Here is a 24,760-nt window from a genome sequence, read left to right as displayed (position 1 = left end):
GCCTCGGCTGGACGGGCGTCGCCGTCCTCCCCCTCCACCATTCGGCAGGCGCCGAACGGTCCCCCGCCCCCTGGCGGGGGAGGATTTACAGGACCGCTTAGTTCTTCGCCTTGTCGACCAGCTTGTTGGCGCCGATCCAGGGCATCATCGCGCGCAGTTCGGTGCCGACCTTTTCGATCGGATGCGCGGCGGCCTGCTTGCGGCTGGCCTTCAGCTCGGGCTGGCCGGCGCGGTTGTCGAGGACGAAGTTCTTGACGAAGCGGCCCGACTGGATGTCGGCGAGCACGCGCTTCATTTCCTTCTTCGTTTCCTCGGTGATGATCCGCGGGCCGGTGACGATATCGCCATATTCGGCGGTGTTGCTGATCGAATAGCGCATGTTGGCGATGCCGCCTTCATACAGCAGGTCGACGATCAGCTTGGTTTCGTGGAGGCATTCGAAATAGGCCATTTCGGGGGCGTAGCCCGCCTCGGTCAGCGTTTCGAAACCCGCCTGGATCAGGTGGGTGATGCCGCCGCACAGCACGGCCTGCTCGCCGAACAGGTCGGTTTCGCATTCCTCGCGGAAGTTGGTTTCGATGATGCCGGACCGGCCACCGCCGACGCCCGACGCATAGGCGAGCGCGACGTCATGCGCGTTGCCGCTGGCGTCCTGATGGATCGCGATCAGGCAGGGCACGCCGCCGCCGCGGACGTATTCGCTGCGCACGGTATGGCCCGGGCCCTTGGGCGCGATCATGATGACGTCGATGTCCGCGGGGGGCTCGATCAGGCCGAAATGCACGTTGAGGCCGTGCGCGAAGGCGAGCGCCGCGCCGGGCTTCATATTGCCCTTGAGGTCCGCGTCCCAGATCGCCGCCTGATGCTCGTCGGGCGCCAAGATCATGACGATGTCGGCCCACGCCGCCGCTTCCTTGTTCGACAGCACCTTGAAGCCGGCGTCGATCGCCTTCTTCGCGGTGGCCGACCCTTCGCGCAGCGCGATCGCCACGTCCTTGACGCCGCTGTCGCGCAGGTTCTGCGCATGGGCGTGGCCCTGCGACCCATAGCCGACGATGGCGATCTTCTTGTCGGTGATGAGGTTCAGATCGGCGTCGCGATCGTAATAGACCTTCATTGTACTTCCTTTCGTCACCCCGGCCTCAAGCCGGGGTCCCGCTGTTGTCCCGCCGGTTGAAGAAGCGGGACCCCGGATCACGTCCGGGGTGACGGGAGGGTTGTGGGGAACGGGTGGTGAAACTTACGCCGCCTCTTTGCCGCGGGCGATGGCGACGATACCGGTGCGGGCGACCTCGATCAGGCCGACTTCGCCCATCAGCTCGACGAACTTGTCGATCTTCTCGATCGAACCCGTCACCTCGAACACGAAGCTGGTCGTCGTCGCATCGACCACGCGGGCGCGGTACACGTCGGCGAGGCGCAGCGCCTCGATCCGGTGATCGCCGCTGCCCGCGACCTTCACCAGCGCGAGCTCGCGTTCGACATGCGCGCCCTGCGCGGTGAGGTCGGTCACCTTGTGGACGGGCACCAGCCGATCGAGCTGGGCGATGATCTGTTCCATCGTCGCCGGCGAGGCGCTGGTGACGATGGTGATGCGGCTGACCGTCTTGTCGGCGGTGATCTCGCTGACCGTCAGGCTTTCGATGTTATAGCCGCGTGCGGTGAACAGGCCGGCGATCCGCGCGAGGATGCCCGGTTCGTTGTCGACGATGACCGCCAAAGTGTGGCGTTCGGTGGCTTCGGTCTTGATGTGCAAATCAAATTCCTCCCCGGAACGGGGAGGGGGACCGCTCGCGTAGCGAGTGGTGGAGGGGGCCCTCCACCGGCGCCATCGCTTGCCGCACTCCCCCTCCACCATGCTCCGCATGGTCCCCCTCCCCGTGCCGGGGAGGAATAAAGGGTCAAACCAGCGCTTTCGCCTCGTCGTCCATCGTGCCGCTGACCTCATTGGCCTGCAGGATCATATCGGTATGCGCGGCGCCGCTCGGGATCATCGGGAAGCAATTGGCGAGCTTCGCGACGCGGCAGTCGACGATCACCGGGCCGTCATGGTCGAGCATCGCCTGGATGCCGTCCTCCAGCTGGTCGCGGCGGTCGATCAATATGCCCTTCCAGCCATAGGCCTCACCCAGCTTCACGAAGTCGGGCAGGCTGTCCGAATAGCTTTCGGCGTAGCGGCTTTCATAGGTCAGCTCCTGCCACTGGCGGACCATGCCCATATATTCGTTGTTGAGGATGAAGATCTTGACCGGCAGGCGATATTGCGTCGCTGTCGCCAGTTCCTGGATGTTCATCTGGATGCTGGCTTCGCCGGCGATGTCGATCACCAAGGCATTGGGGTTGCCGAGCTGCGCGCCGATCGCGGCGGGCAGGCCATAGCCCATCGTACCGAGGCCGCCGCTGGTCAGCCACCTGTTGGGCTTCTCGAAGCCGAAGTGCTGTGCCGCCCACATCTGATGCTGGCCGACCTCGGTCGTGATGATCGGGTTGCGCGCGTGCGTCGCCTCCCACAAGGCGCGGATCGCGCGCTGCGGCATGATGTCGCTGGCGGTTTCGGGGAAGTCGAGACAGCCGACCGCGCGCCAGCCGGCGATGCGGCGCCACCAGTCGGTGGTGTCGGGCTTGGGGTGCTGGCGCGCCTTCCAGATGCGGACCATGTCCTCCATCGCATGGCCGGCGTCGGCGATGACGGCGAGGTCGACGCGGACGTTCTTGTTCACGCTCGACCGGTCGATATCGATATGGACCTTGCGGCTGTTCGGACTGAACGCATCCAGGCGGCCGGTGACGCGGTCGTCGAAGCGGCTGCCGATTGCGATCACCAGATCGGCCTGGTTCATCGCCATGTTCGCCTCATACGTCCCGTGCATGCCGAGCATGCCGAGGAACTGCTGCGACGAGGCGGGGAAGGCGCCAAGGCCCATCAGTGTCGAGGTGACCGGCGCGCCCGAGATGCGGGCGAGCTCGATGAGCAGCTGCGACGCCGCCGGACCCGAATTGATGACGCCGCCACCGGTGTAGAGGATCGGGCGCTCGGCGGCAGCAAGCATGTCGACGACCTGCTCGATCTCCGACTGCGGCGCCTTGACGCGCGGGCGATACGTCTTGTGCTGGATCGGGCCGGGCTTGGTGTAGCGCGCGGTCGCGACCTGAACGTCCTTGGGGATATCGACGACGACGGGGCCGGGACGGCCGCTGGTTGCGATATGGAACGCCTCGTGGATCGTCGGGCCCAGCTTCGCCGGGTCCTTTACCAGGTAATTGTGCTTGGTGCAGTGACGCGTGATGCCGACCGTGTCGGCTTCCTGGAACGCGTCTGTGCCGATCAGCCCGGTCGGAACCTGGCCGGTGATGACGACCATCGGGATCGAATCGAGCAAAGCATCGGTGATGCCGGTGACCGCATTGGTCGCGCCGGGGCCGGAGGTGACGAGGACGACACCGGGCTTGCCGGTCGAGCGGGCATAGCCCTCCGCCGCATGCGTCGCCGCCTGTTCGTGGCGGACGAGGATGTGCTTGATCCGCGTGCCGTTGGCGTTCGCCCGGAACATCGCGTCATAGATCGGCAAGACCGCCCCGCCGGGGTAGCCGAACACGACCTCCACGCCGAGATCGCACAGCGCCTCGACCAGGATGTCTGCTCCGCTCTTTTCGCCCACGGTTCGTCTCCACCAGAATTGCGTTTGGTGCGGCGCGGGTAGCCGGACGGGCCAGGGGGGTCAACCCTTTTCTATAATAAACTTGCTATGGCGACATCGATTTCATTCGATTCTGTCGCGATGTGCCATTCTTCGGGCGGTTGATGGCGAAACCAAGTATATTGCCGCTTCGCGTAGCGCCGCGTGTCGAGCTGAACCTGTGCCAGTGCGGCGTCGCGCGAGGTCGCATCGCGCAGATATTCGCCGATCGGCGGCACGCCGATTGCGCGACGGATCGGCGCGTCGGCGGGCAGGTCTTTACGGGCGAGCAGCGTGGCGACTTCCTCGATCGCGCCGTTGGCGAACATCGTCTCGCAGCGGGCGTCGATCCGGTCGAACAGCGACGAACGGTCGGGGAGCAGGATCGCGGCGGCGAGCCGGATGCGGTCGCCGATACCGCCGACCCGCTGCGCCTGCCAATGCGCGAGTGGCCGGCCGGTCGCGCGCACCACTTCCAATGCGCGTGCCACCCGCGTGGTGTCGGCCGGGGCGAGGCGGGCGGCGGCCGCGGGGTCTTCCTGCGACAGCAGACGATGCGCCTCGGCTACCGGCAGGCCGCGCACGTCGGCGCGGATGGCGGGGTCGATCGGGGGCACGGGCGCGATACCGTCGAGCAACGTCCGCATGTACAGGCCGGTGCCGCCGACCAGGATGGGCAGGCGACCCTCGGCATGGACGGCGTCGATCGCGGCGCGCGCCTCGTCGGCCCAGCGTGCGGCGGAATAACGCGCGTCGGCACCGTCGACATGACCGAACAGGCGATGCGGCACGCGCGCCTCTTCCGCGGCATCGGGGCGGGCGGTGAGGATTCGGAGGTCGGCGTAGACCTGGCTCGCGTCGGCATTGATGACGACGCCGTCGTGGCGCTCGGCGATCCGGATCGCTGCAGCGGACTTGCCGCTGGCGGTCGGCCCTGCGATGAGCGCGACGCTCGGTTTGGGGTGGGAGACGGACATGTTCACGGCAACGCTCATAGGCGAAGCGCTGACGCGAGGCGACCTGTCGGCCGCAGTCGACCGGCTGGCGGCGGCGGGATGTGCGCCCGGCGCGGCGGCGTGGCTGGACGAGGGCGTCGCGGCGGATGTCCCGTTCGCCCTTGATGCGGCAGCGGGGCGCGGCGCGCTGGAGGGCGCGTTTGCCGCCACCGACGTTATCGTTCAACCGACCGCCTCGCGGCGGAAAGCGCTGCTCGTCGCCGACATGGATTCGACGATGATTACCGTCGAATGCATCGATGAACTCGCGGACTATGCCGGGATCAAGGCGGAGGTGTCTGCCGTCACCGAGGCGGCGATGCGCGGCGAGCTCGACTTCGAAGGGGCGCTGGACGCCCGCGTCGCGCTGCTAAAGGGCCTGAGCGAAGACGTGATCGCGCAATGTCTTGCCGAGCGGGTGACGATCATGCCGGGTGCCAAGGCGCTGGTGCGGACGATGCGCGCGCAGGGCGGGCATGCGGTGCTGGTGTCGGGCGGCTTCACGCGGTTCGCCGAGCCGGTGGCGGCGGACATCGGCTTCGATCGGGCAATCGCCAACGTGTTGCTGATCGAGAACGGCCGGCTGACGGGCACGGTCGCCAAGCCGATCGTAGGATCGGCGACCAAGGAGGAGACGCTGCGTGCCGCGATCGCGGAGCGTGGGATCGACCCGGCGCTGAGCCTGGCGGTGGGGGACGGCGCGAACGATCTTGCGATGATCGGCGCGGCGGGGCTGGGCGTGGCCTATCACGCCAAGCCGATCGTCGCGGCCGCGGCCGCGGCACGGGTGGATCATGGCGATTTGAGCGCGTTGCTCTACGCGCAGGGCTATGCGCGCAAGGATTGGGCGGCGTAGGCGACGATCCGCATCCACCCCGTCACCCGGAACGAGTCCGGGGTGACGGGGAGGGCAGGCCGCTCGAACCACGCCGAAATTAGGGCGCCACCACCACGCAGGACACGCCCGAAGCCGCGCATGCCTTTTGCGCCGCGGCCTTGTTGGCGAAGCCGCTGGCCTGCAGCCGGATCACGTTGCCCGCCTTGGCGTAGACGGGCTGCGCGCCACCCAGCTTGCCGCGGACGCGCGCCCATTGCGTGCTGGCATTCGCCTGGGTGCTGAACGCGCCGAGCTGGATTTTCCACGATCCGCCCATGGCGGCAGGGGCAGCGGCGGCGGCCGGCGCTTTGCGGATCGGTTCATGCGGCGCGATCCGGTCGTTGACCGGGCGATCGGGCGAGCGCTGGTGCGGCGGGATGACGTCCTCCGGCTTGCGCGGCGGCGTCTTGGCGGGCCGAGGCGTTTCGACGGAGCGGGAGGGCGGCACGCTGGTCGTCGCCACCGCGGTGTTGCGCTGGGCGGCAGGCGGCGCATTGCGCAGCTCGTCGCGATACCGCTGGGCCAGCGCCGTGCCGCGCTCGCGGTCGGCCGGGGTGATGTACTGGTCCATCTGCGCCAGCGTTTCCGACGCGGCCTTCAGACCGGCCTGCGAGGCCAGGGTCATCAGCGCATAGGCGCGTGGATAGTCGCGCGGCACGCCGTCGCCGTTGAACAGCATCGTGCCGAGCACCAGCTGCCCGCGCGGTTCACCGCGGGCGACCGACTTTTCCAGCCACGGCGCGGCTTCGGCCTTGCGGCCCGACTGGAACAGCGCGAGCCCGTAATTGTCCTGCGCCTGATAATGGCCCTGGAGCGCCGCCTTGCGGAACCAGCTTTCCGCAAGCGCCGGATCGACCGGCACGCCGCGGCCAAGCTTGTACGCTTGGCCGAGGTTGAACTGCGCATCGGCGTCGCCCGCCACCGCCGGCCCGCGCCATTGTGCGACCGCGCCGTCGTAATCGCCGCGACCCCAGGCGTCGACGCCCGCCTTGACGCTCTGCGCGCCCGCCGGCGTGGCGAGCGCCATGCCCGCCGCCAGCGCCGCGCGTGCGAGTCCACCGAAGTTCCGCATTCCGCTGCCCTTTTTGATCCCGTGTTGCCGCCACCATGCCCCGCCAGATCGCGCAAGGCAAAGTGGGATCGCCGCACACCGTCCCATTAACCGGTTCTTAGCCTCGATCTGACAGGTATCGCGACAGATTTGGACGGTTCGAAGGGAAGCTATGCGCGTCCTCGCGGTGGCATCGCAAAAGGGTGGGTCGGGCAAGACGACCTTGTCGGGGCATCTCGCCGTGCAGGCGCAGATGGCCGGCAATGGTCCCGTCGTGCTGATCGACATCGACCCGCAGGGCAGCCTGTCCGAATGGTGGAACGAGCGGACCGCCGACTTTCCTGCCTTCGCGCAGACCACGGTCGCGCGGTTGCAGGCCGACCTGGAAGTCTTGCGGCAGCAGGGATTCAAGCTGGCACTGATCGATACGCCGCCAGCGATCACCATGGCGATCCAGAGCGTCATCGCCGTCGTCGAACTCGTCGTGGTGCCGACGCGGCCCAGCCCGCACGATCTGCGCGCCGTGGGTGCCACCGTCGATCTGTGCGAGCGGGCGGGCAAGCCGGTGGTGTTCGTCATCAACGGTGCGACGCCGCATGCTCGGATTACCAGCGAGGCCGCGATCGCGTTGTCGCAGCACGGCACCGTCGCCCCCACCACCATTCACCAGCGCACCGATTACGCGGCGTCTATGATCGATGGCCGAACCGTGATGGAGGTCGACCCGGACGGACGATCCGCGGCAGAGATCACGGAATTGTGGACGTTTGTCGCCGACCGGCTGGAGAAGAATTTCCGCCGGACCGTGTTCAGCGTGCCGAATGCGTCGGGCCATGCCGGCTTCGGCGCGCGTCCGGCGGGCGGTGGCTTCGGTCGCCGGGTGATCGGGGGCTGATCGCGTGACCGCATCGTCCAAGCCGATGGCGGCCTTGTCGTCCGGCCTGCTCGCCCGCAAGGGACAGGCGCGGCCGGCGATGCGCAGCGGCGCACTGATGAGCTTTCCCCCCAGCCAGAGCGATGACCTCGGCTGGAACGACATGGGGGCGGCAGACAGCGTTCCACCCGTGCTCGTCCAGCGCGACCTGCTCGCGGCGCAAATCGGCCGACCCGCCGCCGTGGCCGAGGTCTCCCTCGCCGCAGCCCAGCGCATCCAGCGCGAGACGCCAACCGAAGGGCAGACGGCCCTGGCGCTGCGCATCGATGCCGATCGGCATCTGCGGCTGCGGCTGGCCAGCGCCATCACCGATCGATCCGCACAGGATCTGCTGACCGACGCCCTCGACGCGCTGCTCGTCGCGGTGCCCGAGGTCGATACGCTCGTCGCGCAATTGTCGCGCGCAAGGACTCGGCCATGACCCGGCCGCACCGCACCAGGGTCGCGAAACACTGGGGGTTTATCCGATGACACCGCGTCTCATACTGTCGCTCGGCCTGTCCGCGCTCGTGCTCGGCGGCACGATGGTCGGCTGCACCGCGACCGGCAATCACCTTGCCAAGGCGAGCGACCGCGCGGCGGCGCGTACCGCCAAGGCGGCGCACCGCGACGCCGAAAAGGCCGCGCGCGCACTGGCGACGCGGGACCCGTCCGCGGTGGCCTATGCCGAAAGCGCGGTATCGCAGGCACCGCGCGACGCGGGCTATCGCATGCTGCTGGGCCAGGGCTATCTGCAGGCAGGGCGCTTCGCGTCGGCGCGCGACACCTTTGCCGATGTCGTCGACCTGATGCCGGGCAACGGCAAGGCCGCGCTCAACCTCGCACTGGCGCAGATCGCGACGGGCGACTGGTCCGCGGCGCGCGCGACGCTGGACGCCCATGCCAAGGATATCCCCGCCGCCGACCTGGGCCTTGCCACGGCGCTGGCCGGTAATCCGGCGGGCGCGATCACGATCCTCGACGCTGCGGCGCGCGCGCCGGGCGCGACCGCGAAGATCCGCCAGAACCTGGCGTTGAGCTATGCGCTCGCCGGGCGCTGGGACATGGCGCGGATCGCCGCGGCGGCGGATATGTCGTCCGCCGATCTCGACGCACGGATGGAGCAGTGGGCCGCCTTCACCCAGCCGAAGGGCGCGCCCGATCAGGTCGCGAGCCTGCTCGGCGTGCGGCCGGTTGCTGATGCGGGCCGGCCGGTGGCGCTGGCACTCAACGCGCCGACGCCGGTGACGCCGATGCCGGATGCGCCGGTGCAGACGGCCGCGGTCGAGACGCCCACGCCGGTCGCTGCCGAGGCGCCCGCACCGGCGGTCCAATTCGCGAAGGTCGACCTCCCACCGCAGCACCATGCGGTGCAGCCAGCGCCGACGATGCTGATCCGCGCCGATGCCACCCCCGCCAAGCTGGCGCTTGCTGGCAGTGGTCAGCGCCATGTGGTGCAGGACGTGCCTGCGGCGACGCCGCTCGCCCGATCCGCGCCGGCAGGCGACTGGTTCGTCCAATTGGGTGCGTTCAGCAACCCGGCGGTGGCCCGGTCGGGCTGGGCCAATGCGACGCGCCGTTTCGCCTCGCTGTCCGGTCATCAGCCGACGAGCGCGCGCTTCGCCGCCGAACAGGGGTCGCTGTATCGTCTGTCGTTGGGTGGCTTTACCCGCGATGCGGCGGTGCAGATGTGCCGCGCCTATCGCGCCAAGGGCGGCGCCTGCTTCGTCCGCCGCGAGGCGGGGGATCGCATCGCGCAATGGCTGCGGACGCCGGTGCAACTGGCGTCGCGCTGACGAGCAAACCGGGAGCGCAGGTCGCCTAGGCGATCTCGCGCCCGCCCTTCCACACGCGGAGCACGCGGCCCTGTACGGGCAGGCCGTCGAAGGGTGTATTGCCTTCTGAGGCGAAGGCGGTGCCATCGACCTGCCACGGCGTTTCCGGATCGAACAGCATCAGGTCCGCCGGCTGCCCGGCGGCGAGCGTACCCGTCTCCAGTCCCAGCACGCGCGCAGGGTTGACCGACAGCATCGCCAGCAGCCGTTCGAGCGGCAGCAGCCCGTTGCGCACCAGCATCAGCCCCAGCGGCAACAGCGTCTCTGCGCCCGCCATGCCGGCCGCCGAATCGACGAAGGGGAGGCGCTTCGCTTCCGGGCCGTGCGGATCGTGGCCCGAGCACAGCACATCGATCGTCCCGTCCGCGATCGCGGCGCGGGCGGCCTGCCGGTCGCTCTCGCTGCGCAGCGGTGGAGAGACATGGGCGTAGGTGCGAAAATCGCTCATCGCGATATCCGACAGATGCAGATGGGCGGGCGTGATACCGCAGGTGACGCGGACTCCGCGGCGCTTGGCGGCACGGATCAGGTCGAAGGCCGCAGCGGTGGTCGCCTGCCGGATATGGAGCCGGGCGCCGGTTTCCTCTGCCAGCATCAGGTCGCGCGCGACGGCCAAGGCTTCGGCGACGGCGGGGGCGGCGGGCAGGCCGTGTCGCGTCGCCGTCTCGCCATCGGTCGCGACGGCGCCCGCGGTCAACGCGCCATCTTCGGCATGCGCGACGACGACGATGTCGAGGTCACGCGCGTAGGCGAGGACGCGCAGCATGACGCCCGAATCGGCGATCCAGCCGCGACCCGTGCCGACCGCACGCGCGCCCGCGGACGCGCAGATCGCCATTTCCGCCATCTCTGCCCCGGCCAGGCCGCGCGTTGCCGCGGCGATGGGGTGGATCCACAGGTCGGGCTTGCCGATCAGTGCGGCGCGCTGGACGATGCCGGGATCGTCCAGCACCGGATTGCCATCCGGCATCAGCGCGACGCGGACGATGCCGCCCGCCCGGAAGGCGGCGCGATCGATGCGGAATACGCCGAGGTCGACGATGCCGGGGCTGAGCGTCTTGCCGCCGCAATCGACGATCGTCGCATCGGCGGGCAGGTCGATCGTGCCGCTGGCGACGATCGCGCCGTCGCGGACCAGCAGGCTGCCGTCGCGGACGCCGCCGGTGGGGCAGGCGAGACGGGCGTTGATGAAGCCGATCACGCTCATGCCCAGCCCTCCACCTTGCGGGCGCGGCGGGTGAGGACGTCGAGGCAGGCCATGCGCACCGCCACCCCCATCTCCACCTGTTCGGTAATCGCCGATTGCGGCCCGTCCGCGACGCTCGAATCGATCTCGACGCCGCGGTTCATGGGGCCGGGGTGCATGACCAATGCATCGGGCAGTCGGGCGATTCGCTCGGGCGTCAGGCCGTAGCGAAGCCGATATTCGCGGCTCGACGGAATGTAATCGCCTGCCATCCGCTCGTTCTGGACGCGCAGCATCATGACGACGTCGGCGCCGACCAGCGCCTTGTCGAAATCGGTGAAGGGGGTGACGCCCATCCGCTCGACTGCCTTGGGCATCAGCGTCGAGGGCGCGCAGACTCGGACCTCTGCGGCGAGCGCGGTGAGCGCGAGGATGTTGGAGCGCGCAACGCGGCTGTGCAGCACGTCGCCGCAGATCACGACGCGCTGGCCGGCGATGCTGCCGCGGCGGCGGCGGATGGTCAGCGCGTCGAGCAGTGCCTGCGTCGGATGTTCGTGGCGCCCGTCGCCGGCGTTGAGCACCGGGCAGTCGACCTTGTCCGCGATCAACCGCACCGCGCCCGAGGCCATATGGCGGATGACGATCACGTCGGCGCGCATGGCGTTCAGCGTCTGCGCGGTGTCGATCAGCGTTTCGCCCTTCTTCACGCTCGACTGCGCGGCATGCATGTTGACGACGTCCGCGCCCAGGCGCTTGCCCGCGATTTCGAAGCTCAGCAGCGTGCGCGTGCTGTTTTCGAAGAAGGCGTTGATCTGCGTGAGGCCGTCGAGGCGTTTGTCGGGCGCCGCATGGTTGCGGTTCGCGGCGATCCACGTTTCCGCCTCGTCGAGCAGAAAGGCGATCTCATGCGGCTGGAGGCCGTCGATGCCGGTCAGGTGCCGGTGCGGGAAAACGGCGCCGCCCGGAAGCTGGGCGGCGGGGCTGTGATCGGAGGCTTGCATCAAGTCGCCCGGTTAGCGGGCGCGCGGGGCAGGGGCAACCGGGAAGGGCTGGGGTCGCATCATCACGATAACCCTCCGCCATGGGCTAGAGCCGGATGACATGATTTAGAATCGTTCGTGCTGAGCTTGCGAAGCACAGGTGCCCGCAAGCGCCGACCTCGCCTGTGGCGCCCTGCCTTTCAACAGGCTCAGGGCGAACGGAGAAGGGGGATGAACGCCATGTCATCACGCACTAGCCGCGAACCGGGCGGCAGACGGCGGGCAAAAAAATAGCGGCCCGAAGACCGCTATTTCCCAACCGAAGTTGTCACAGCAACTTAGTTGCTGTCGGCCTTGCCGCTGTTGTCGTCGGCGACGACGACGATGCCAGCAGCCACGGCAGCGACCGCCAGAACGGCGATCAGGATGCCGCCACCGGCCAGCTCGTTCTTCTTGCCCGACACCGAACCGGTGCGGACCGACTTGGCGACCGACAGGCTCGCCGCCGGGTTCGCCGGAGCGGCAACCGCCGGAGCAACAGCCATCGTCGCGGCCGCAGCGGCCATCAGATACTTCCCAAGACGCATAAAAACTCCCTCTTCATGTTCGTCACGGTCGCCCTGCCATAAACAGGTAAACAAGACAACCACTCACGCCGGCCGTTTACGCTCGCGGACAGCATTTCATACGACACCGGATGATGCCGTCTCCGCGGTCATAGCAGGGGTCGGTCCGGCATGAACCCCCCCATATGCCGCGCCAACAACGCCTGACCGGGCCAGAGTATCCCTTCAGCCCGTCAGCCGACCTGCACGGTCCAGCGCTCGGTGCCCTCCAGTCCCAGCGCGGTCAGTCGGCCGGTCTGGTAGGCGCCCGTATCGACGCCGATGCGATAGCCCTGCACGTCGAGGTCTTCGCTGATCGTGTGGCCGTGGACGATCACCTTCTCCAGCGGGCCGTTGTGATCGAGGAACGGCTTGCGAATCCAGCGCAGGTCGGCGGTGCGCTGGGCCGCCAGATCGGTATCGGGGCGGACGCCAGCGTGGACGAAGGCATAGTCGCCGATTACGATCAGGTCTTCGAATCGCTCGACGAACGCCTGATGCTCGGCCGGCACGTGGCGTTGCATCGCCTGATGCAGCTCGTCATAGTCCATCCGGTCGTACTCGGTGGAATCGACGCCATAGCTCAGGATCGTCTCGCGCCCGCCGATGCGGCAGAACATGCGTAGCGCCTTCGGGTCGCCCTTCAGTGCGTCGAGGAACACCTCTTCGTGATTGCCGAGCAGGAACCGGGTGGCGGGGCGGTCTGCGGCCAGACGGTACAGCCGCTCGATGACACCCGCCGAGGCCGGGCCGCGATCGACCAGGTCGCCGAGGAAGATCAACGTCGTTTGCGCGCGCCCGCGCGCCGCGTCGTCCGCGTCGATCGCGCTGAGCAGGCGGCTCAGCTGGTCGTCACAGCCATGGATATCGCCCACCGCATAGACGCGTTCGCCATCGGGGATCGCAGGGGTGGGAGCGGCCGCCGCGCGGCGCCCCTGTAGCAACTTTTTGAGCATGAAATCCCGTCAGTCGAGCAGGCAGGGCAGATAGGGCGCCGTACCGGTGGCGGCAACACCCTGAACCGCGCCTGACGGGCAGGCGTCAACCCGCGAGGCGGAGCGCGTCGCGCGGCGATCGGGGGGCGGGCTGGTCCGGCCAGATGCCGCGTGTATCGAGCACCAGCTTGTCGGCGCGCTCCTCCAGCGGCACTGATCGGAACACGTCATGATCGACCAGCACGATCATGATCGGGCAGGCATCGATGGCGGTGTCGATGTCGATCAGCGTCGCGCCATGGGCTTCCAGCGCGGGCGGCAGGCGGTCGGCATAGGGCTCGACGATGCTCACGCGCGCACCGAACCGTTCGCTGAGCGCCTGCGCGACGCGGAGCGCCGGGCTCTCGCGGAAGTCGTCGATATTCGCCTTGAACGCGAGGCCCAGGCACGCGACCGGCGCGCCGGGATGCGCCTCGATCAGCGCCGCGGCCTGGGCGATGACGTGATCGGTCTTGCCGTCGTTCACCAGTCGGGCGGTGCGGATCAGCGGCGTGTTGGCGGGATCGGCATGGACCAGGAACCAGGGATCGACCGCGATGCAATGGCCGCCGACGCCAGGGCCGGGTTGCAGGATGTTGACGCGCGGATGGCGGTTGGCGAGGCGGATCACCTCCCAAACGTCGACGCCCATCGTGTCGGCGACGAGGCTCAATTCGTTCGCGAAGGCGATGTTGACGTCGCGGAAGGCGTTTTCGGTGAGCTTCGTCATCTCCGCTGCGCGGGCATTGGTGGTGACGCACGCGCCGCGCACGAAGCGGCGGTAGAAGGTCAGTGCCTTGCGGGCGCAGCGCGGGGTGATGCCGCCGATCACGCGATCGTTGTCGATCAGCTCGACGAGGATGCGGCCGGGCAGCACGCGTTCCGGGCAATAGGCGATGGCGACGTCGGCGGCTTCGCCGGCGCGGCCGGGTACGCGCAGGTCGGGGCGCAATTGGGCGAGCAGGTCACGGACCCGCTCGGTCGTGCCCACCGGCGACGTCGATTCGAGGATTACCGTATCGCCCGCCTTCAGCACGGCGGCGATCGTCGTCGCGGCGTCGAGCACGAAGCGGATGTCGGGCGCATGATCGTCGGCGAAGGGCGTCGGCACCGCGATGACGAAGACATCCGCCGGCTCGATCGTCAGCGAGGCGCGCAGCGATCCGCGGGCGACCACGCCCGAGACGAGGCCGTCCAAGTCGACCTCCTCGATATGCACGCGGCCCGAATTGACCGTCTCGACCACCGATGGCGTGACGTCGACGCCCAGCACGCGCGCACCGGTGCGCGCGATCACGGCGGCGGTGGGCAAGCCAATATAGCCCAGCCCCAGGACGACGACCTTCAATTCAGAGTCCGAAACCATCGGCGACGATCCTTGCGATCCGGCTGCTGGCATGACCGTCGCCGAACGGATTGTGGGCGCGGGCCATGGCGGTATAGGCCGCCTTGTCGTCGAGAAGGGTGAACACTTCGGAAACGATGCGCGCTTCGTCGGTGCCGACGAGGCGCGCGGTGCCCGCCGAAACCCCTTCCGGCCGCTCGGTCGTGTCGCGCATCACCAGCACGGGCTTGCCGAGTGCGGGTGCTTCCTCCTGCACGCCGCCCGAGTCGGTCAATGCGATCGTGCAGGCGTCGAGCGCGCGGATGAAATGCGGATAATCGAGCGGCGCGATCCGCGCGACGTTCGGGGCGGCCGGTAGCACGGCGTCCATGACGGCCGCGACATTGGGATTGGGGTGTATCGGGAAGAGCACGGCCACGTCCGGCCGTGCCGCGATCCGCGCGATCGCCCGCCCGATCGCCGCCATGCCGTCGCCGAAATTCTCGCGACGATGCGTCGTGACCAACACGATCCGCCTGCCGGCGAAGCGAGCGAGCAGCGGGGCGAGATCGCTGGCGAGGTCTGGCTGTTCGGTGATGCGTGCGCGGGTCCAGTGCAGCGCGTCGATCACGGTGTTGCCCGTGACATGGACGCCCTTCGTCACATTCTCGCGCGCCAAAGCCGCCGCCGCCGTCTCGGTCGGCGCGAAGTGCAGGTCGGCGATCGGCGCGACGATGCGACGGTTCACCTCTTCGGGCCAGGGATGATAGATGTCGCCGGAGCGTAGCCCGGCCTCGACGTGCGCGACGGGAATCTTGCGATAATAGGCAGCGAGCGCCCCCACCATGGCGGTCGCGGTGTCGCCCTGGACGATGACGCGGTTGGGCGCGATGCGATCCATCACCTCGCCCAGCGCGGTCAGCAGGCGCGCGGTCAGCCGGTCGAGCGACTGGCCCGGCTCCATGAGGTCGAGGTCGACATCCGGGGTGAGGCCCGCGATCGCCAGCACCTGATCGAGCAAGCCCCGGTGCTGTGCGGTCACACAGGTAACGACGTCCATGCCATCGACCTGTTGCAGCGCCCGGACGACCGGGAACAATTTGATCGCTTCCGGGCGGGTGCCGAAGATGACCAAAGTTCGGGGGCGGCTTGTCGTAGTCATTGCCGAAGGTTAGTGCGGCGCCCGTTAACAAGCGAGTAAACGTTGGCGCCGTTTTTCTGCGGCGTCATGCCGGATTTAGGGTCACCGATGACGATCAAGCGCGTACGCAAGGCGATTTTCCCGGTCGCGGGCCTCGGCACCCGGTTCCTGCCGGCGACCAAGGCGATGCCGAAGGAGATGCTGACGGTCGTCGACAAACCGCTGATCCAATATGCGGTGGACGAGGCGCTCGAGGCGGGGATCGAGCAGATCATCTTCGTCACCGGCCGCGGCAAGCATGCGCTCGAAGACCATTTCGACATCGCCTACGAACTGGAAGACACGATGCGCGCGCGGGGCAAGAGCCTCGAGATCGTCGACGGCACGCGCATGAAGCCGGGCAGCCCGGTCTACATCCGCCAGCAGGAGCCTCTAGGTCTCGGCCACGCTGTCTGGTGCGCGCGCGAGATCGTCGGCAACGAGCCGTTCGCGGTTTTGCTGCCCGACGAATTGATGGTCGGCACGCCGGGCTTCGTCGCCCAGATGGTCGCGGCCTATGACAAGGTCGGCGGCAATATCGTCGGTGCGTTGGAAGTGGCCGACAGCGAGACGGACAAATATGGCATCATCTCGCCGGGCAAAGTAGACGGGCGGCTGACCGAGGTCACGGCGCTGGTCGAAAAACCGGCAAAGGGCACCGCGCCGTCGAACCTGATGATCCCCGGCCGCTACATTCTGCAGCCGGAAGTGATGCGCATCCTCGAGCGCCAGGAAAAGGGTGCGGGGGGCGAGATCCAGCTGACCGACGCCATGGCGCAGTTGATCGGCCAGCAGCCGTTCCACGGCTTCACCTTCGATGGCGCGCGTTACGATTGCGGGGACAAGGCGGGTTATATCCAGGCGAACCTCGCGCTCGCGCTGGCGCGGCCGGACATCGGCCCGGCGGTGCGCAGTTTCGCGCAGATGCTGCTCGGCTGATCCGTCAGCCGCCGCAGGTGCGGCAACCGGGGTCCTTGGGGAGCGACAGGGTACGGAAGCGCAGGTCGAGCGTGTCGGCGAGCAGCAGCTTGCCGGCCGCGTCCGCGCCGAAGGGGTGTAGGGCGCGCAATACCTCGAGCGCGGCCAAGCTGCCGATCATGCCGGCCATCGGCCCCAACACGCCGTCTTCGGAGCAACTGACGCCCGCGCGTTCGGGATCGTCGCCGACGAAGCAGCGATAACAGGGCTTGTCCGCTTCCCAGCCACGGAACACGCCGAGCTGTCCGTCGAACTGGCCGATTGCCGCCGACACCAGCGGCACGCGTGCGGCATAAGCGGCGTCCGCTACGGCCAGCCGCGTCGCGAAATTGTCGCAGCCGTCCAGAACGACGTGCGCGTCCGCTACCAGGGGTGCGATTGAGGTGGCATCGATCCGCTGGCACACCGCATGCGCCTCGACATGCGGGTTGAGCCGCCGGGCGGCGGCGACGGCGGTCTCGGCCTTCCGATGGCCGATGTCCCCGGTCGTGTAGATCGTCTGGCGTTGCAGGTTGGACAGATCGACCGAATCGTCGTCGACGATCGTCAGCGTGCCGATCCCGGCGGCGGCGAGATATTGGATCGCGGGCGAGCCGATCCCTCCCGCGCCGATCACCAGCACGTGCGCCTGTTTCCAGCGCTGCTGACCCGCGCCCCCCACGTCCTTCAGGATGATGTGGCGGGCGTAGCGGGTGAGTTCGGCGTCCGACAGGATCACGCGCAGCGGCTCGACCGGCGCGTCATTGCGGCCATGAAAAGGTCAGGCTGGTGCGATACCAGTTGCCGGGATCGACCGTGCCGACAGGCGTGCCGCTGCGCATCATGCTCGACACGAGGCCGGCAGAATATTGCTCGACCGATGGGCAACCGATGGCGCGGGGGACGATGCGTCGCGGCTGGGACGCCGCGGAGAACAAGACCGCGAGATCGACCTTGAGCGTCCAGCCGGCGGCCGTCTGGATCGCGGCGGTGCATCGGCCGGCCTGCACCTCGCTCCGCACGAACGCGGACAGGGTCATGCCATCATCGACAGCCCGGGCGAAGGGCAGCGGTCGCAAGGTGCTCCAATCCTGCGGCGGCATCGGTGCGGGCGATGCCACGGCAAGCTGCGCTGCAAGGAACCATGCGATCATCATCGTCCGGTGGACCCGAATCCTCCGCTACCCCGCGCAGTATCCTCCAAAATTTCAACACTTTCCAGTGCCGCGCGCTGGACGGGGGCGGGCACGATCTGAGCGATCCGGTCGCCGCGTGCGATCGGGAACGGCGCGTCGCCCAGATTGATCAGGATCACCTTCACCTCGCCGCGATAATCGCTGTCGATCGTCCCCGGCGTGTTGAGGCAGGTGATGCCGTGTTTCAGGGCAAGCCCCGAGCGCGGACGCACCTGGACCTCGAAGCCATCGGGAATGGCGAAGGCGAAGCCGGTTGCGACCGCCGCCCGCGCGCCAGGCGCCAGGGTCAATGCCTCGGCCGCGACGACGTCCATGCCCGCGGCGCCATCAGTGGCATAAGCGGGCAGGGGCAGGCCTTCGCCATGGGGTAGGCGTTGGATGCGGATCGTAAAGGCGGTCATGGCGTCGCTCTTAGCGCCCCGGCGCGGGGCTTGTCGAATGTGGTACGATCAGCTGTTGTGGACGATGGCCAGCTTGTTGCCCGTCGGATCGCGCAAATAGGCCGCATACCAATGGGGACCGTAATGCTCGCGATGACCGGGCGCGCCCTCATCCTGCGCGCCATGCGCCATTGCCGCGGCGTGAAAGGCGTCGACCTCGTCGCGCGTCTGGGCGCCGAACGCCATCATCGTGCCGTTGCCCGCGGTTGCCGGCGTTCCGTCGAACGGCTTGCAGATCCAGAGCGTCAGGCCGTCGCCGCTGCCACCCGCGGAATAGCCGCGCCAATCGGGAAAGCTGGCATGCGCCGACCAGCCGATCGTCGCCAGCACGGCATCGTAGAAAGCATGCGCCACGTCGGTATCGGCGGCGCCCAGCGTCACGTACGGATTCATGCATCGTCTCCCCTTGTGTCAGGGGGTGAGGCTATCAAACGAATCGGAACGTATCAAGAACGTATAAGCGCATCGGCGATGCGGTCTGCGATCCGGAGCGCGACCGCGTCCTTGCCCATGCGTTCCCACGACTCGACGCCATGGGCCGTCACCAGATGCACGGTATTGGCGTCGCCGCCGAACACGTCGCCCGACACGTCGTTGGCGACGATCCAGTCGGCCCCCTTGCGATCGCGCTTGGCGCGGGCGTGGTCGATCACCTGTTCGGTCTCTGCCGCGAATCCGACGACGAGACGGGGGCGGTTCGGCCCTTGCGCCACCGTGGCGAGGATATCGACGTTCTCGGTCAGGGTGAGCGCAGGCGGGGCCTCGCCCTTCTTGACCTTCTGCGGCGCGGCCTCGACGCGCCAGTCGGCGACCGCGGCGACCATCACCGCGGCATCCGCGGGCAGTGCGGCCTGCACCGCGTCCGCCATATCCTGTGCCGACACCACGTCGATGCGGCGGACGCCCTGCGGCGTGGCGAGCTCAACCGGGCCCGCCACCAGCGTCACCTCGGCCCCTAGTGCCGCAAGCGCACCGGCGATGGCGAAGCCTTGCTTCCCGGAGGAGCGGTTGGCGATGTAGCGCACCGGATCGATCGCCTCATGCGTCGGTCCCGCGGTGACGAGGATATGGCGCCCGGAAAGGCGGGTATCGGCCGGGGCGAGCGCGCGGTCGATGGCGGCGGCGATCGCTTCGGGTTCCGGCAGGCGACCGGGGCCATATTCACCGCACGCCATCGCGCCCTCGTCCGGCTCCAGCACAATAATGCCGTCACGGCGCAACTGCGCGACGTTGCGCTTGGTCGCCGGATGCTGCCACATCCTCACGTTCATCGCTGGTGCGGCGAGAACGGGCGTGTCGGTCGCGAGCAGGAGCGTGGTTGCAAGATCGTCGGCGATCCCGGCCGCCATGCGCGCGATCAGGTCGGCGGTCGCGGGGGCGATGACGATCAGGTCGGCCTGGCGGCTGAGTTGGATATGGCCCATCTCCGCCTCGTCCTTCAGGTCCCACAGGCTGGTGTAGATCTGGTCCTCGCTCAGCGCCGCGAGCGTCATCGGCGTGACGAAATGGCTTGCGCCCTCGGTCATCACGCACCGCACCGCATGGCCGCGCTTCCTGAGCAGGCGGATCAGTTCGCACGCCTTGTAGGCAGCGATGCCGCCGCCGACGATCAGGAGGACACGTTTCATCGCACGATCCTTTTTACCGTGATCCGCCGCCGGTCGAACACGGCGCTCGACAGGTCTCGCAGCGCATCGGGCACGAAGACGAGGCCGACGAGCAGCACCGGCGCGATCAGCAAGCCCCAATAGAAGGTGTCGAGCCGGCCGAAGACGCTCAGCACCAACGCATAGCCGCTGAGCAGGACGACAATCCGCAGGCCAAGACCTGTATGCCACGCCGCCCAGCCGAACAGCGACAGGCCGACGAGAGGGGCCGTCAGCCATATCGGCAACAGCGCCAGCCCCGTCGACAGCGTCATCGTCCGCACGAAGAAGCCGAAGCCGAGTTGTCCCGACCAGCCCGGCGACACGGGATCGAGCGGGCGGACGAAGGCGGCGACGGCATGCGCATGGAGCGCCAGGACCGCGGCGAGCAGTACGCAGGCGATGGCCCAGCCGATCGCCTCACGCCCGCGTCCCTCGACCAACGCCATCGCCAGCATGACGATCAGGTACAGCCCCGCCGTCTCGCGGATCACGGCGGCGGCAAGCCCGATGGCAATGGCGGGCAGCGGATCGCGGACGCGGTAGAGTGCTAGCGACAGCGCCAGGAGCAGGCCCGCCCAGATTTCATGGAAGGCGGACAGGCTCGGCTGGACGAAGGGAATGAGCCCCGCGGCGAGCAGCATCATCGCGACGATCCGCGGCAGCAGGCGCGTGAATACGCCGCGCAGCCGCACCCACCAGGCGACGACGACGGTCGCTGCCAGCAGATCGAGCAGCACCAGTACAAGAGGTCCGGGCAGGGCGGCCTCCACCACGGCAAGCGTCGGCAGCCGCACGGTGACGAAGGGCCGCAGCGGATAGTCGCCCGCGCGCATCGCATCGATCGCGGCAGGATAATAAGACGCGCCGTGGCGCACCGCCTCGACGATGCCGTCGTACAGCGCGATGTCGGTCTGGCCGTCGGTGGCCCGCGCGCCGTCGGTCGCCGCAGCCGGGACCGGCGTCGCGAAGACCAGTAGCGTCGCAAGGAGCAGCCCGACGAGCGCCACTACCACCAACCAGGAATCGCGCACGTTCAGCCCGGCAAAGCGCGACGGGCGCGCGATCCAGAGCGGGACGAGCGGCCGGCGCAGCATCGGCGTCAGTGCAGCACCAGCCACGTCGCCGCCACGCTGGCGCAGGCGGTCAGCACGGCGACCGCGGCATAGCGCCAGCCGCCGCCGATGCGCACGACCTCGATCTCGCGCAGTGGCGGGGCGGGGGGCTCGCCGCCGGGTGCGGGGTAGCGCGCCTCGATCCGGCGGATCAGTTCCGGCAGGCCGGCGATGGTGCGGACGTCCTGGATCAGGCGATCCGCGATCGCGGCTTCGGGCCCCAACTCGGTGCGGATCCACTCGCGGACGAACGGCGCGGCCGATTCCCACAAATTGATATCGGGATCGAGGCTGGTCGCCACGCCCTCCACCATCACCATCGTCTTCTGGAGCAGGAGCAGGTGCGGCTGCGTCACCATGTCGAAATCGCGGGTGATGCTGAACAGGCCGTCGAGCATCATGCCGATCGACATGTCCTTCACCGGCAGGCCGCGCATCGGTTCGCCCACGGCGCGTAGCGCGGTCGCGAACTCGGCGACATTGTGGTGCGCGGGGACATAGCCCGCCTCGAAATGGATTTCGGCGACGCGTTTGTAATTGCCGGTGATCAGGCCGTAGAGGATTTCGGCCAGCCACACCCGCGCGCGTCGGTCGATCCGGCCCATGATGCCGAAATCGATCGCGGCGATCTTGTCGCCGGGCAGGGCGAACAGATTGCCCTGGTGCATGTCGGCGTGGAAGAAGCCCTCGGCGATCGCCTGGCGCAGGAACGCCTGCACCAAGGTGTTGGCGAGCTTCTTCACGTCATAGCCGGCGTCGATCAGCGCCTGACGGTTCGACAGCTTGATGCCGTCGATCCATTCCATCGTCAGCACGCGCGTCGACGAGCGCTGCCAGTCGATCGCGGGGACGACGAAATCGGGTTCCGCCGTCATCGCCTCGGCGAGTTCAGAGGCGGAGGCGGCTTCGCGCTGGAAGTTGAGTTCGCGCAGCGTCCAGCGGCGGAAATTCTCGACCGTCAGGCGGGGGCGCAGGCGCTTGGCCTCGCCGCCGAGCCCTTCGAGCTGCGCGGCGGCCCATTGATAGGTGTCGATCGCACGCGTGAAATCCGCCTCGACGCCCGGGCGCAGCACCTTCACCGCGACCTGCCGGCCATCGGTGGTGATCGCGCGATGGACCTGTGCGATCGACGCGGCGCCGACCGGGGTTTCGTCGATCTGGGCGAAGACGGCGCTCGGCGGACGGCCGAGGCTGGCCTCCATCGCGGCGCAGATCGTGTCGAAGGGCACGGGGGGCAGCTGATCCTGCAGGCGCAGCAGGTCGTTGGCCGCGACGTCACCGACGAGGTCCGGCCGGGTCGCGAGCGTCTGGCCGAGCTTGATCGCGGCGGGGCCGATCGCCTGGAAGGCATCGGCGTAGCGCGGCGTGGCCGGCACGCGCGCGCCGAAGCGGGCGACGCGGGCGAGGCGGCGGACGGGGGCAGGCGTGTTGCGGTCCTGCTCGATCCCGCGCAGCGCGCCGTGGCGCGCGAGGATGCGGCCCCACTTCAGCAGTCGCCAGATATGGACGACGGAGGTCGTCACGCGAGCGCCCCTCCCGTCCGGGAGGAGCATGGTCGGTGCGCCATCAGATCTTCCAGCCCGAATGGATCGCGACGAGGCCGCCAATGATCGGTTCCACCTTCGTCCGCACGAAGCCTGCGTCGGCGATCATGCCCTTGAACGTCGGCATGTCGGGGAAGCGGCGGATCGATTCGATCAGATAGCGATAGCTGTCGGCATCCTGCGCCAGCAGCTGGCCGAGCTTGGGCACCAGTTTGTGCGAATAGCCGTCATAGACTTCCTTGAACCCCGGCCAGGTCGTGGTCGAGAATTCGAGGCAGAAAAAGCGGCCGCCGCGGCGCAGCACGCGATGCGCCTCGCGCAACGCCTTGGGGATATCGGTGACGTTCCGGATGCCGAAGGCGATGGTGTAGGCGTCGAAGAACCGGTCCGGGAAGGTCAGCGTCTCGGCATTCGCCTCGGTCCAGACGAGGCTGTCGAGCCCGCGCTTGGCCGCGCGTTCCATGCCGACCGCGAGCATATCGGGGTTGATGTCCGCGACCGTCACCGACGCGCCCGATTCCGCGATGCGGAAGGCGATGTCGCCGGTGCCGCCCGCCATGTCGAGCACCTGCTCGCCCTCGCGCGGTTGCAGACGGCGGACGAAGCGGTCCTTCCACAGCCGGTGCATGCCGCCCGACATGGCGTCGTTCATCAGGTCGTAGTTCTTGGCGACGCTGGAAAAGACGCCGCCGACGCGGGCGGTTTTCTCGTCCGGCGCGACATCTTCGTAGCCGAAGGAGACGGTTCCGGTGGGGGCGGTATCGGTCATGGCACCCGCCCTAGCCGTGGCTTGTGGCGGGAGCAAACGCTACCTAGCTTTGGCGGCGTGCCAGAGCTTCCCGAAGTCGAAACCACCGTTCGCGGGTTGACCCCCGTGCTCGCCGGCCAGCGCCTGACCCATGTCGAGCCGCGCCGTGCCGATCTGCGCAAGGCGATCCCGGTCGACCTGCGCCAGCGGCTGACGGGCGCGATGGTGACGGCGCTGGGCCGGCGGGCCAAATACGGGCTGATCGATACCGATCGCGGCGATACGCTGATCTTCCACCTCGGCATGTCGGGGCGCTGGCGCGTCGACCCGGCCGAGCGACTCGCGCACGATCACCTGCTGATCGAGACGGGGGAGGGGCGCAGCCTGGCGCTCAACGACGCGCGGCGATTCGGCTTCCTCGATCTGTGGGAGACGGCGGCGATCGACGCGTATCCGCCCTTCGCGGCGATGGGGCCGGAGCCGCTGGGGGAGGGCTTCACCGGGGCCTATCTGCACGATGCGTTGCAGGGCCGCGCGGCGCCGATCAAGGCAATGCTGCTCGACCAGCGGATCGTTGCGGGCCTTGGCAACATCTATGTGTGCGAAGCGCTGCACGTGGCGCAGATATCGCCGACGCGGCCGGCGGGTCAAATATCTGTGAAGCGACTCGAGGCGCTGGCGGTGGCGGTACGCGACGTGCTGCTTGCGGCGATCGAGGCCGGCGGATCGACGCTGCGCGACTATGCCCGGCCGGACGGCGAGCTGGGGTATTTCTCCAAGCAATTCCTGGTCTATGGCCGCGAGGGGGAACCGTGCGCTTGTGGTGGGACGGTGCAGCGGCGGGTGGATAGCGGGCGGTCGACATTTTATTGTCCGAAGTGTCAGAGGGGGTAGGGTTTGGCTTTCTGCATGGGCCCTGCATTCGTCATTCCCGCGCAGGCGGGAATCCAGACACGCTACCCTTTCAGCTCCATCTCCGACGTTAGAGGTTATGGATCCCCGCCTTCGCGGGGATGACGACCATGCGTCGGGATGACGACCATGCGTCGGGATGACGACCGTGCGCGGGGAAGACGAAAAGTTGGGCAGAGAAGGGGGCGTCATGTCACTCCCAAGGTTGACCCCGCCTCCCGCAATCGCTAAGGGCGCTGCCTTCGAGACGGCGTAGGGTGTTCCCGGCGCCTCTTTTACACTGACCACATTACTCGCAAGGACGTACCGAATGGCGAATACGCCGCAAGCCAAGAAGCGCATCCGTCGCAACGCACGCCGCGCCGAAATCAACGGCAACCGCGTCGGCCGCATCCGGACCTTCGTCAAGAAGGTCGAGTCGGCGCTTGCTTCGGGCGACAAGGCTGCTGCGACCACGGCGCTGTCGGCCGTCCAGCCGGAGTTGGCCCGTGGCGTCGCCAAGGGCGTGCTGCACAAGAACACCGCGAGCCGCAAGTTCGCGCGTCTGACCAAGGCCGTGACCGCGCTCGCCTGAGCCGTCCTTCACGTCCGCAAATCAGCCCGTC

26 protein-coding genes are annotated in these 24,760 nt (G+C 68.2%); 7 read left to right on the top strand and 19 right to left on the bottom strand.

The features are described 5' to 3' along the window. Positions 1-97 precede the first annotated feature (97 nt). From ilvC to miaA, 4 genes are all read right to left on the bottom strand, one after another. Positions 98-1,117, bottom strand: coding sequence for a ketol-acid reductoisomerase (gene ilvC, locus SPHME3_RS0115905; RefSeq protein ID WP_017978367.1), 1,020 nt, complete (start codon positions 1,115-1,117; stop codon positions 98-100). A 123-nt stretch (positions 1,118-1,240) separates the two neighbouring features. Beyond that, a complete protein-coding gene (gene ilvN, locus SPHME3_RS0115900; protein WP_017978368.1) occupies positions 1,241-1,756 on the bottom strand; it encodes an acetolactate synthase small subunit in 516 nt (171 codons plus the stop codon). A 145-nt stretch (positions 1,757-1,901) separates the two neighbouring features. Beyond that, positions 1,902-3,659 carry a biosynthetic-type acetolactate synthase large subunit gene (gene ilvB / locus SPHME3_RS0115895; RefSeq protein ID WP_017978369.1) on the bottom strand — a complete coding sequence of 586 codons (1,758 nt, stop codon included), beginning with the start codon at positions 3,657-3,659 and terminating at the stop codon, positions 1,902-1,904. 71 nt (positions 3,660-3,730) lie between these two features. Next, on the bottom strand, positions 3,731-4,654 hold the full coding sequence (gene miaA / locus SPHME3_RS0115890; protein WP_017978370.1) for a tRNA (adenosine(37)-N6)-dimethylallyltransferase MiaA: 924 nt from the start codon (positions 4,652-4,654) through the stop codon (positions 3,731-3,733). Between miaA and serB the strand changes: the two genes are divergently transcribed. After that, on the top strand, positions 4,653-5,528 hold the full coding sequence (serB, locus tag SPHME3_RS0115885; RefSeq protein WP_017978371.1) for a phosphoserine phosphatase SerB: 876 nt from the start codon (positions 4,653-4,655) through the stop codon (positions 5,526-5,528). The two genes, miaA and serB, sit on opposite strands and share 2 nt — an antisense overlap. A 79-nt stretch (positions 5,529-5,607) precedes the next feature. Here serB and SPHME3_RS0115880 read toward each other — a convergent pair whose 3' ends face one another. Beyond that, positions 5,608-6,621, bottom strand: coding sequence for an SPOR domain-containing protein (locus SPHME3_RS0115880; protein ID WP_017978372.1), 1,014 nt, complete (start codon positions 6,619-6,621; stop codon positions 5,608-5,610). Positions 6,622-6,772: 151 nt separating this feature from the next. On the opposite strand from SPHME3_RS0115880, the gene SPHME3_RS0115875 reads away from it, so the two are divergent. From SPHME3_RS0115875 to SPHME3_RS0115865, 3 genes are read left to right on the top strand one after another with little or no spacing between them, the layout of a single operon-like run. Further along, on the top strand, positions 6,773-7,495 hold the full coding sequence (locus SPHME3_RS0115875) for a ParA family protein (protein ID WP_017978373.1): 723 nt from the start codon (positions 6,773-6,775) through the stop codon (positions 7,493-7,495). Between the two features lie 25 nt (positions 7,496-7,520). Beyond that, the gene (locus SPHME3_RS0115870; protein WP_017978374.1) at positions 7,521-7,955 is read left to right on the top strand and encodes a hypothetical protein; all 435 of its coding nucleotides are present in this window, start codon (positions 7,521-7,523) and stop codon (positions 7,953-7,955) included. Positions 7,956-8,001: 46 nt separating this feature from the next. Beyond that, entirely contained in the window at positions 8,002-9,309 is a 1,308-nt protein-coding gene (locus tag SPHME3_RS0115865) for an SPOR domain-containing protein (RefSeq protein WP_017978375.1), read from the top strand. Positions 9,310-9,334: 25 nt separating this feature from the next. Here SPHME3_RS0115865 and SPHME3_RS0115860 read toward each other — a convergent pair whose 3' ends face one another. The 6 genes from SPHME3_RS0115860 to wecB form a co-directional block, all read right to left on the bottom strand. Continuing rightward, the gene (locus SPHME3_RS0115860; protein ID WP_017978376.1) at positions 9,335-10,555 is read right to left on the bottom strand and encodes a dihydroorotase; all 1,221 of its coding nucleotides are present in this window, start codon (positions 10,553-10,555) and stop codon (positions 9,335-9,337) included. Further along, complete coding sequence (locus tag SPHME3_RS0115855) at positions 10,552-11,535, bottom strand: aspartate carbamoyltransferase catalytic subunit (RefSeq protein ID WP_017978377.1); 984 nt, start codon at positions 11,533-11,535, stop codon at positions 10,552-10,554. The genes SPHME3_RS0115860 and SPHME3_RS0115855 overlap by 4 nt, the downstream gene beginning before the upstream one ends. 317 nt (positions 11,536-11,852) lie before the next feature. After that, positions 11,853-12,080, bottom strand: a complete 228-nt coding sequence (locus SPHME3_RS0115850) for a hypothetical protein (protein ID WP_017978378.1) — start codon at positions 12,078-12,080, stop codon at positions 11,853-11,855. A gap of 233 nt (positions 12,081-12,313) precedes the next feature. Then, positions 12,314-13,075 carry a metallophosphoesterase family protein gene (locus SPHME3_RS0115845; protein ID WP_017978379.1) on the bottom strand — a complete coding sequence of 254 codons (762 nt, stop codon included), beginning with the start codon at positions 13,073-13,075 and terminating at the stop codon, positions 12,314-12,316. Between the two features lie 85 nt (positions 13,076-13,160). After that, positions 13,161-14,459: a UDP-N-acetyl-D-mannosamine dehydrogenase gene (gene wecC, locus SPHME3_RS0115840; RefSeq protein WP_024310508.1), complete on the bottom strand. Its 1,299-nt coding sequence runs from the start codon at positions 14,457-14,459 to the stop codon at positions 13,161-13,163. Then, positions 14,443-15,579, bottom strand: coding sequence for a non-hydrolyzing UDP-N-acetylglucosamine 2-epimerase (gene wecB / locus SPHME3_RS0115835; protein WP_024310509.1), 1,137 nt, complete (start codon positions 15,577-15,579; stop codon positions 14,443-14,445). The genes wecC and wecB overlap by 17 nt, the downstream gene beginning before the upstream one ends. Before the next feature lie 87 nt (positions 15,580-15,666). On the opposite strand from wecB, the gene galU reads away from it, so the two are divergent. Continuing rightward, positions 15,667-16,536: a UTP--glucose-1-phosphate uridylyltransferase GalU gene (galU, locus tag SPHME3_RS0115830; RefSeq protein WP_017978382.1), complete on the top strand. Its 870-nt coding sequence runs from the start codon at positions 15,667-15,669 to the stop codon at positions 16,534-16,536. Positions 16,537-16,540: 4 nt separating this feature from the next. On the opposite strand, the gene SPHME3_RS0115825 is transcribed toward galU, so the two are convergent. Genes SPHME3_RS0115825 through SPHME3_RS0115790 form a run of 8 tightly spaced genes read right to left on the bottom strand, consistent with a single transcriptional unit; the run spans position 16,541 to position 23,264 of the window. After that, entirely contained in the window at positions 16,541-17,293 is a 753-nt protein-coding gene (locus SPHME3_RS0115825; protein WP_017978383.1) for a HesA/MoeB/ThiF family protein, read from the bottom strand. A 22-nt stretch (positions 17,294-17,315) separates the two neighbouring features. Continuing rightward, positions 17,316-17,711, bottom strand: coding sequence for a hypothetical protein (locus tag SPHME3_RS0115820; protein ID WP_017978384.1), 396 nt, complete (start codon positions 17,709-17,711; stop codon positions 17,316-17,318). Beyond that, positions 17,708-18,151, bottom strand: coding sequence for a dUTP diphosphatase (dut, locus tag SPHME3_RS0115815; protein WP_017978385.1), 444 nt, complete (start codon positions 18,149-18,151; stop codon positions 17,708-17,710). Before dut ends, SPHME3_RS0115820 begins: the two co-directional genes overlap by 4 nt. Positions 18,152-18,199: 48 nt before the next feature. Continuing rightward, entirely contained in the window at positions 18,200-18,583 is a 384-nt protein-coding gene (locus SPHME3_RS0115810) for a VOC family protein (RefSeq protein ID WP_017978386.1), read from the bottom strand. 53 nt (positions 18,584-18,636) lie between these two features. Further along, entirely contained in the window at positions 18,637-19,818 is a 1,182-nt protein-coding gene (gene coaBC, locus SPHME3_RS0115805) for a bifunctional phosphopantothenoylcysteine decarboxylase/phosphopantothenate--cysteine ligase CoaBC (protein WP_017978387.1), read from the bottom strand. Continuing rightward, positions 19,815-20,957 (bottom strand): hypothetical protein, encoded by a 1,143-nt coding sequence (locus SPHME3_RS0115800; RefSeq protein ID WP_311772506.1) that lies wholly within the window; start codon positions 20,955-20,957, stop codon positions 19,815-19,817. The genes coaBC and SPHME3_RS0115800 overlap by 4 nt, the downstream gene beginning before the upstream one ends. Next, on the bottom strand, positions 20,939-22,474 hold the full coding sequence (gene ubiB / locus SPHME3_RS0115795) for a 2-polyprenylphenol 6-hydroxylase (RefSeq protein ID WP_017978389.1): 1,536 nt from the start codon (positions 22,472-22,474) through the stop codon (positions 20,939-20,941). The genes SPHME3_RS0115800 and ubiB overlap by 19 nt, the downstream gene beginning before the upstream one ends. A gap of 43 nt (positions 22,475-22,517) precedes the next feature. Continuing rightward, the gene (locus SPHME3_RS0115790; RefSeq protein ID WP_017978390.1) at positions 22,518-23,264 is read right to left on the bottom strand and encodes a class I SAM-dependent methyltransferase; all 747 of its coding nucleotides are present in this window, start codon (positions 23,262-23,264) and stop codon (positions 22,518-22,520) included. Between the two features lie 57 nt (positions 23,265-23,321). Here SPHME3_RS0115790 and mutM point away from each other — a divergent pair, with 57 nt between their 5' ends. After that, positions 23,322-24,137: a bifunctional DNA-formamidopyrimidine glycosylase/DNA-(apurinic or apyrimidinic site) lyase gene (mutM, locus tag SPHME3_RS0115785; RefSeq protein ID WP_026189125.1), complete on the top strand. Its 816-nt coding sequence runs from the start codon at positions 23,322-23,324 to the stop codon at positions 24,135-24,137. A 328-nt stretch (positions 24,138-24,465) separates the two neighbouring features. After that, on the top strand, positions 24,466-24,729 hold the full coding sequence (gene rpsT, locus SPHME3_RS0115780) for a 30S ribosomal protein S20 (RefSeq protein WP_017978392.1): 264 nt from the start codon (positions 24,466-24,468) through the stop codon (positions 24,727-24,729). The last annotated feature ends 31 nt before the right edge of the window (positions 24,730-24,760 follow it).

Origin of the sequence: Sphingomonas melonis DAPP-PG 224, assembly GCF_000379045.1 — a bacterium.
Lineage (GTDB): Bacteria > Pseudomonadota > Alphaproteobacteria > Sphingomonadales > Sphingomonadaceae > Sphingomonas > Sphingomonas aquatilis.
The sequence above is the reverse complement of the archived record's forward strand: the minus strand, read 5'-3'. Positions and strand labels throughout refer to the sequence as shown.

Coding starts and splice junctions, on each gene's coding strand:
- ilvC (WP_017978367.1), bottom strand. CDS start 1,117: ATGAAGGTCTATTACGATCGCGACGCCGATCTGAACCTCATCACCGAC.
- serB (WP_017978371.1), top strand. CDS start 4,653: ATGTTCACGGCAACGCTCATAGGCGAAGCGCTGACGCGAGGCGACCTG.
- miaA (WP_017978370.1), bottom strand. CDS start 4,654: ATGTCCGTCTCCCACCCCAAACCGAGCGTCGCGCTCATCGCAGGGCCG.
- SPHME3_RS0115880 (WP_017978372.1), bottom strand. CDS start 6,621: ATGCGGAACTTCGGTGGACTCGCACGCGCGGCGCTGGCGGCGGGCATG.
- SPHME3_RS0115875 (WP_017978373.1), top strand. CDS start 6,773: ATGCGCGTCCTCGCGGTGGCATCGCAAAAGGGTGGGTCGGGCAAGACG.
- SPHME3_RS0115870 (WP_017978374.1), top strand. CDS start 7,521: ATGGCGGCCTTGTCGTCCGGCCTGCTCGCCCGCAAGGGACAGGCGCGG.
- SPHME3_RS0115865 (WP_017978375.1), top strand. CDS start 8,002: ATGACACCGCGTCTCATACTGTCGCTCGGCCTGTCCGCGCTCGTGCTC.
- SPHME3_RS0115860 (WP_017978376.1), bottom strand. CDS start 10,555: ATGAGCGTGATCGGCTTCATCAACGCCCGTCTCGCCTGCCCCACCGGC.
- SPHME3_RS0115855 (WP_017978377.1), bottom strand. CDS start 11,535: ATGCAAGCCTCCGATCACAGCCCCGCCGCCCAGCTTCCGGGCGGCGCC.
- SPHME3_RS0115850 (WP_017978378.1), bottom strand. CDS start 12,080: ATGGCCGCTGCGGCCGCGACGATGGCTGTTGCTCCGGCGGTTGCCGCT.
- SPHME3_RS0115845 (WP_017978379.1), bottom strand. CDS start 13,075: ATGCTCAAAAAGTTGCTACAGGGGCGCCGCGCGGCGGCCGCTCCCACC.
- wecC (WP_024310508.1), bottom strand. CDS start 14,459: ATGGTTTCGGACTCTGAATTGAAGGTCGTCGTCCTGGGGCTGGGCTAT.
- wecB (WP_024310509.1), bottom strand. CDS start 15,579: ATGACTACGACAAGCCGCCCCCGAACTTTGGTCATCTTCGGCACCCGC.
- galU (WP_017978382.1), top strand. CDS start 15,667: ATGACGATCAAGCGCGTACGCAAGGCGATTTTCCCGGTCGCGGGCCTC.
- SPHME3_RS0115820 (WP_017978384.1), bottom strand. CDS start 17,711: ATGATGATCGCATGGTTCCTTGCAGCGCAGCTTGCCGTGGCATCGCCC.
- dut (WP_017978385.1), bottom strand. CDS start 18,151: ATGACCGCCTTTACGATCCGCATCCAACGCCTACCCCATGGCGAAGGC.
- SPHME3_RS0115810 (WP_017978386.1), bottom strand. CDS start 18,583: ATGAATCCGTACGTGACGCTGGGCGCCGCCGATACCGACGTGGCGCAT.
- coaBC (WP_017978387.1), bottom strand. CDS start 19,818: ATGAAACGTGTCCTCCTGATCGTCGGCGGCGGCATCGCTGCCTACAAG.
- SPHME3_RS0115790 (WP_017978390.1), bottom strand. CDS start 23,264: ATGACCGATACCGCCCCCACCGGAACCGTCTCCTTCGGCTACGAAGAT.
- rpsT (WP_017978392.1), top strand. CDS start 24,466: ATGGCGAATACGCCGCAAGCCAAGAAGCGCATCCGTCGCAACGCACGC.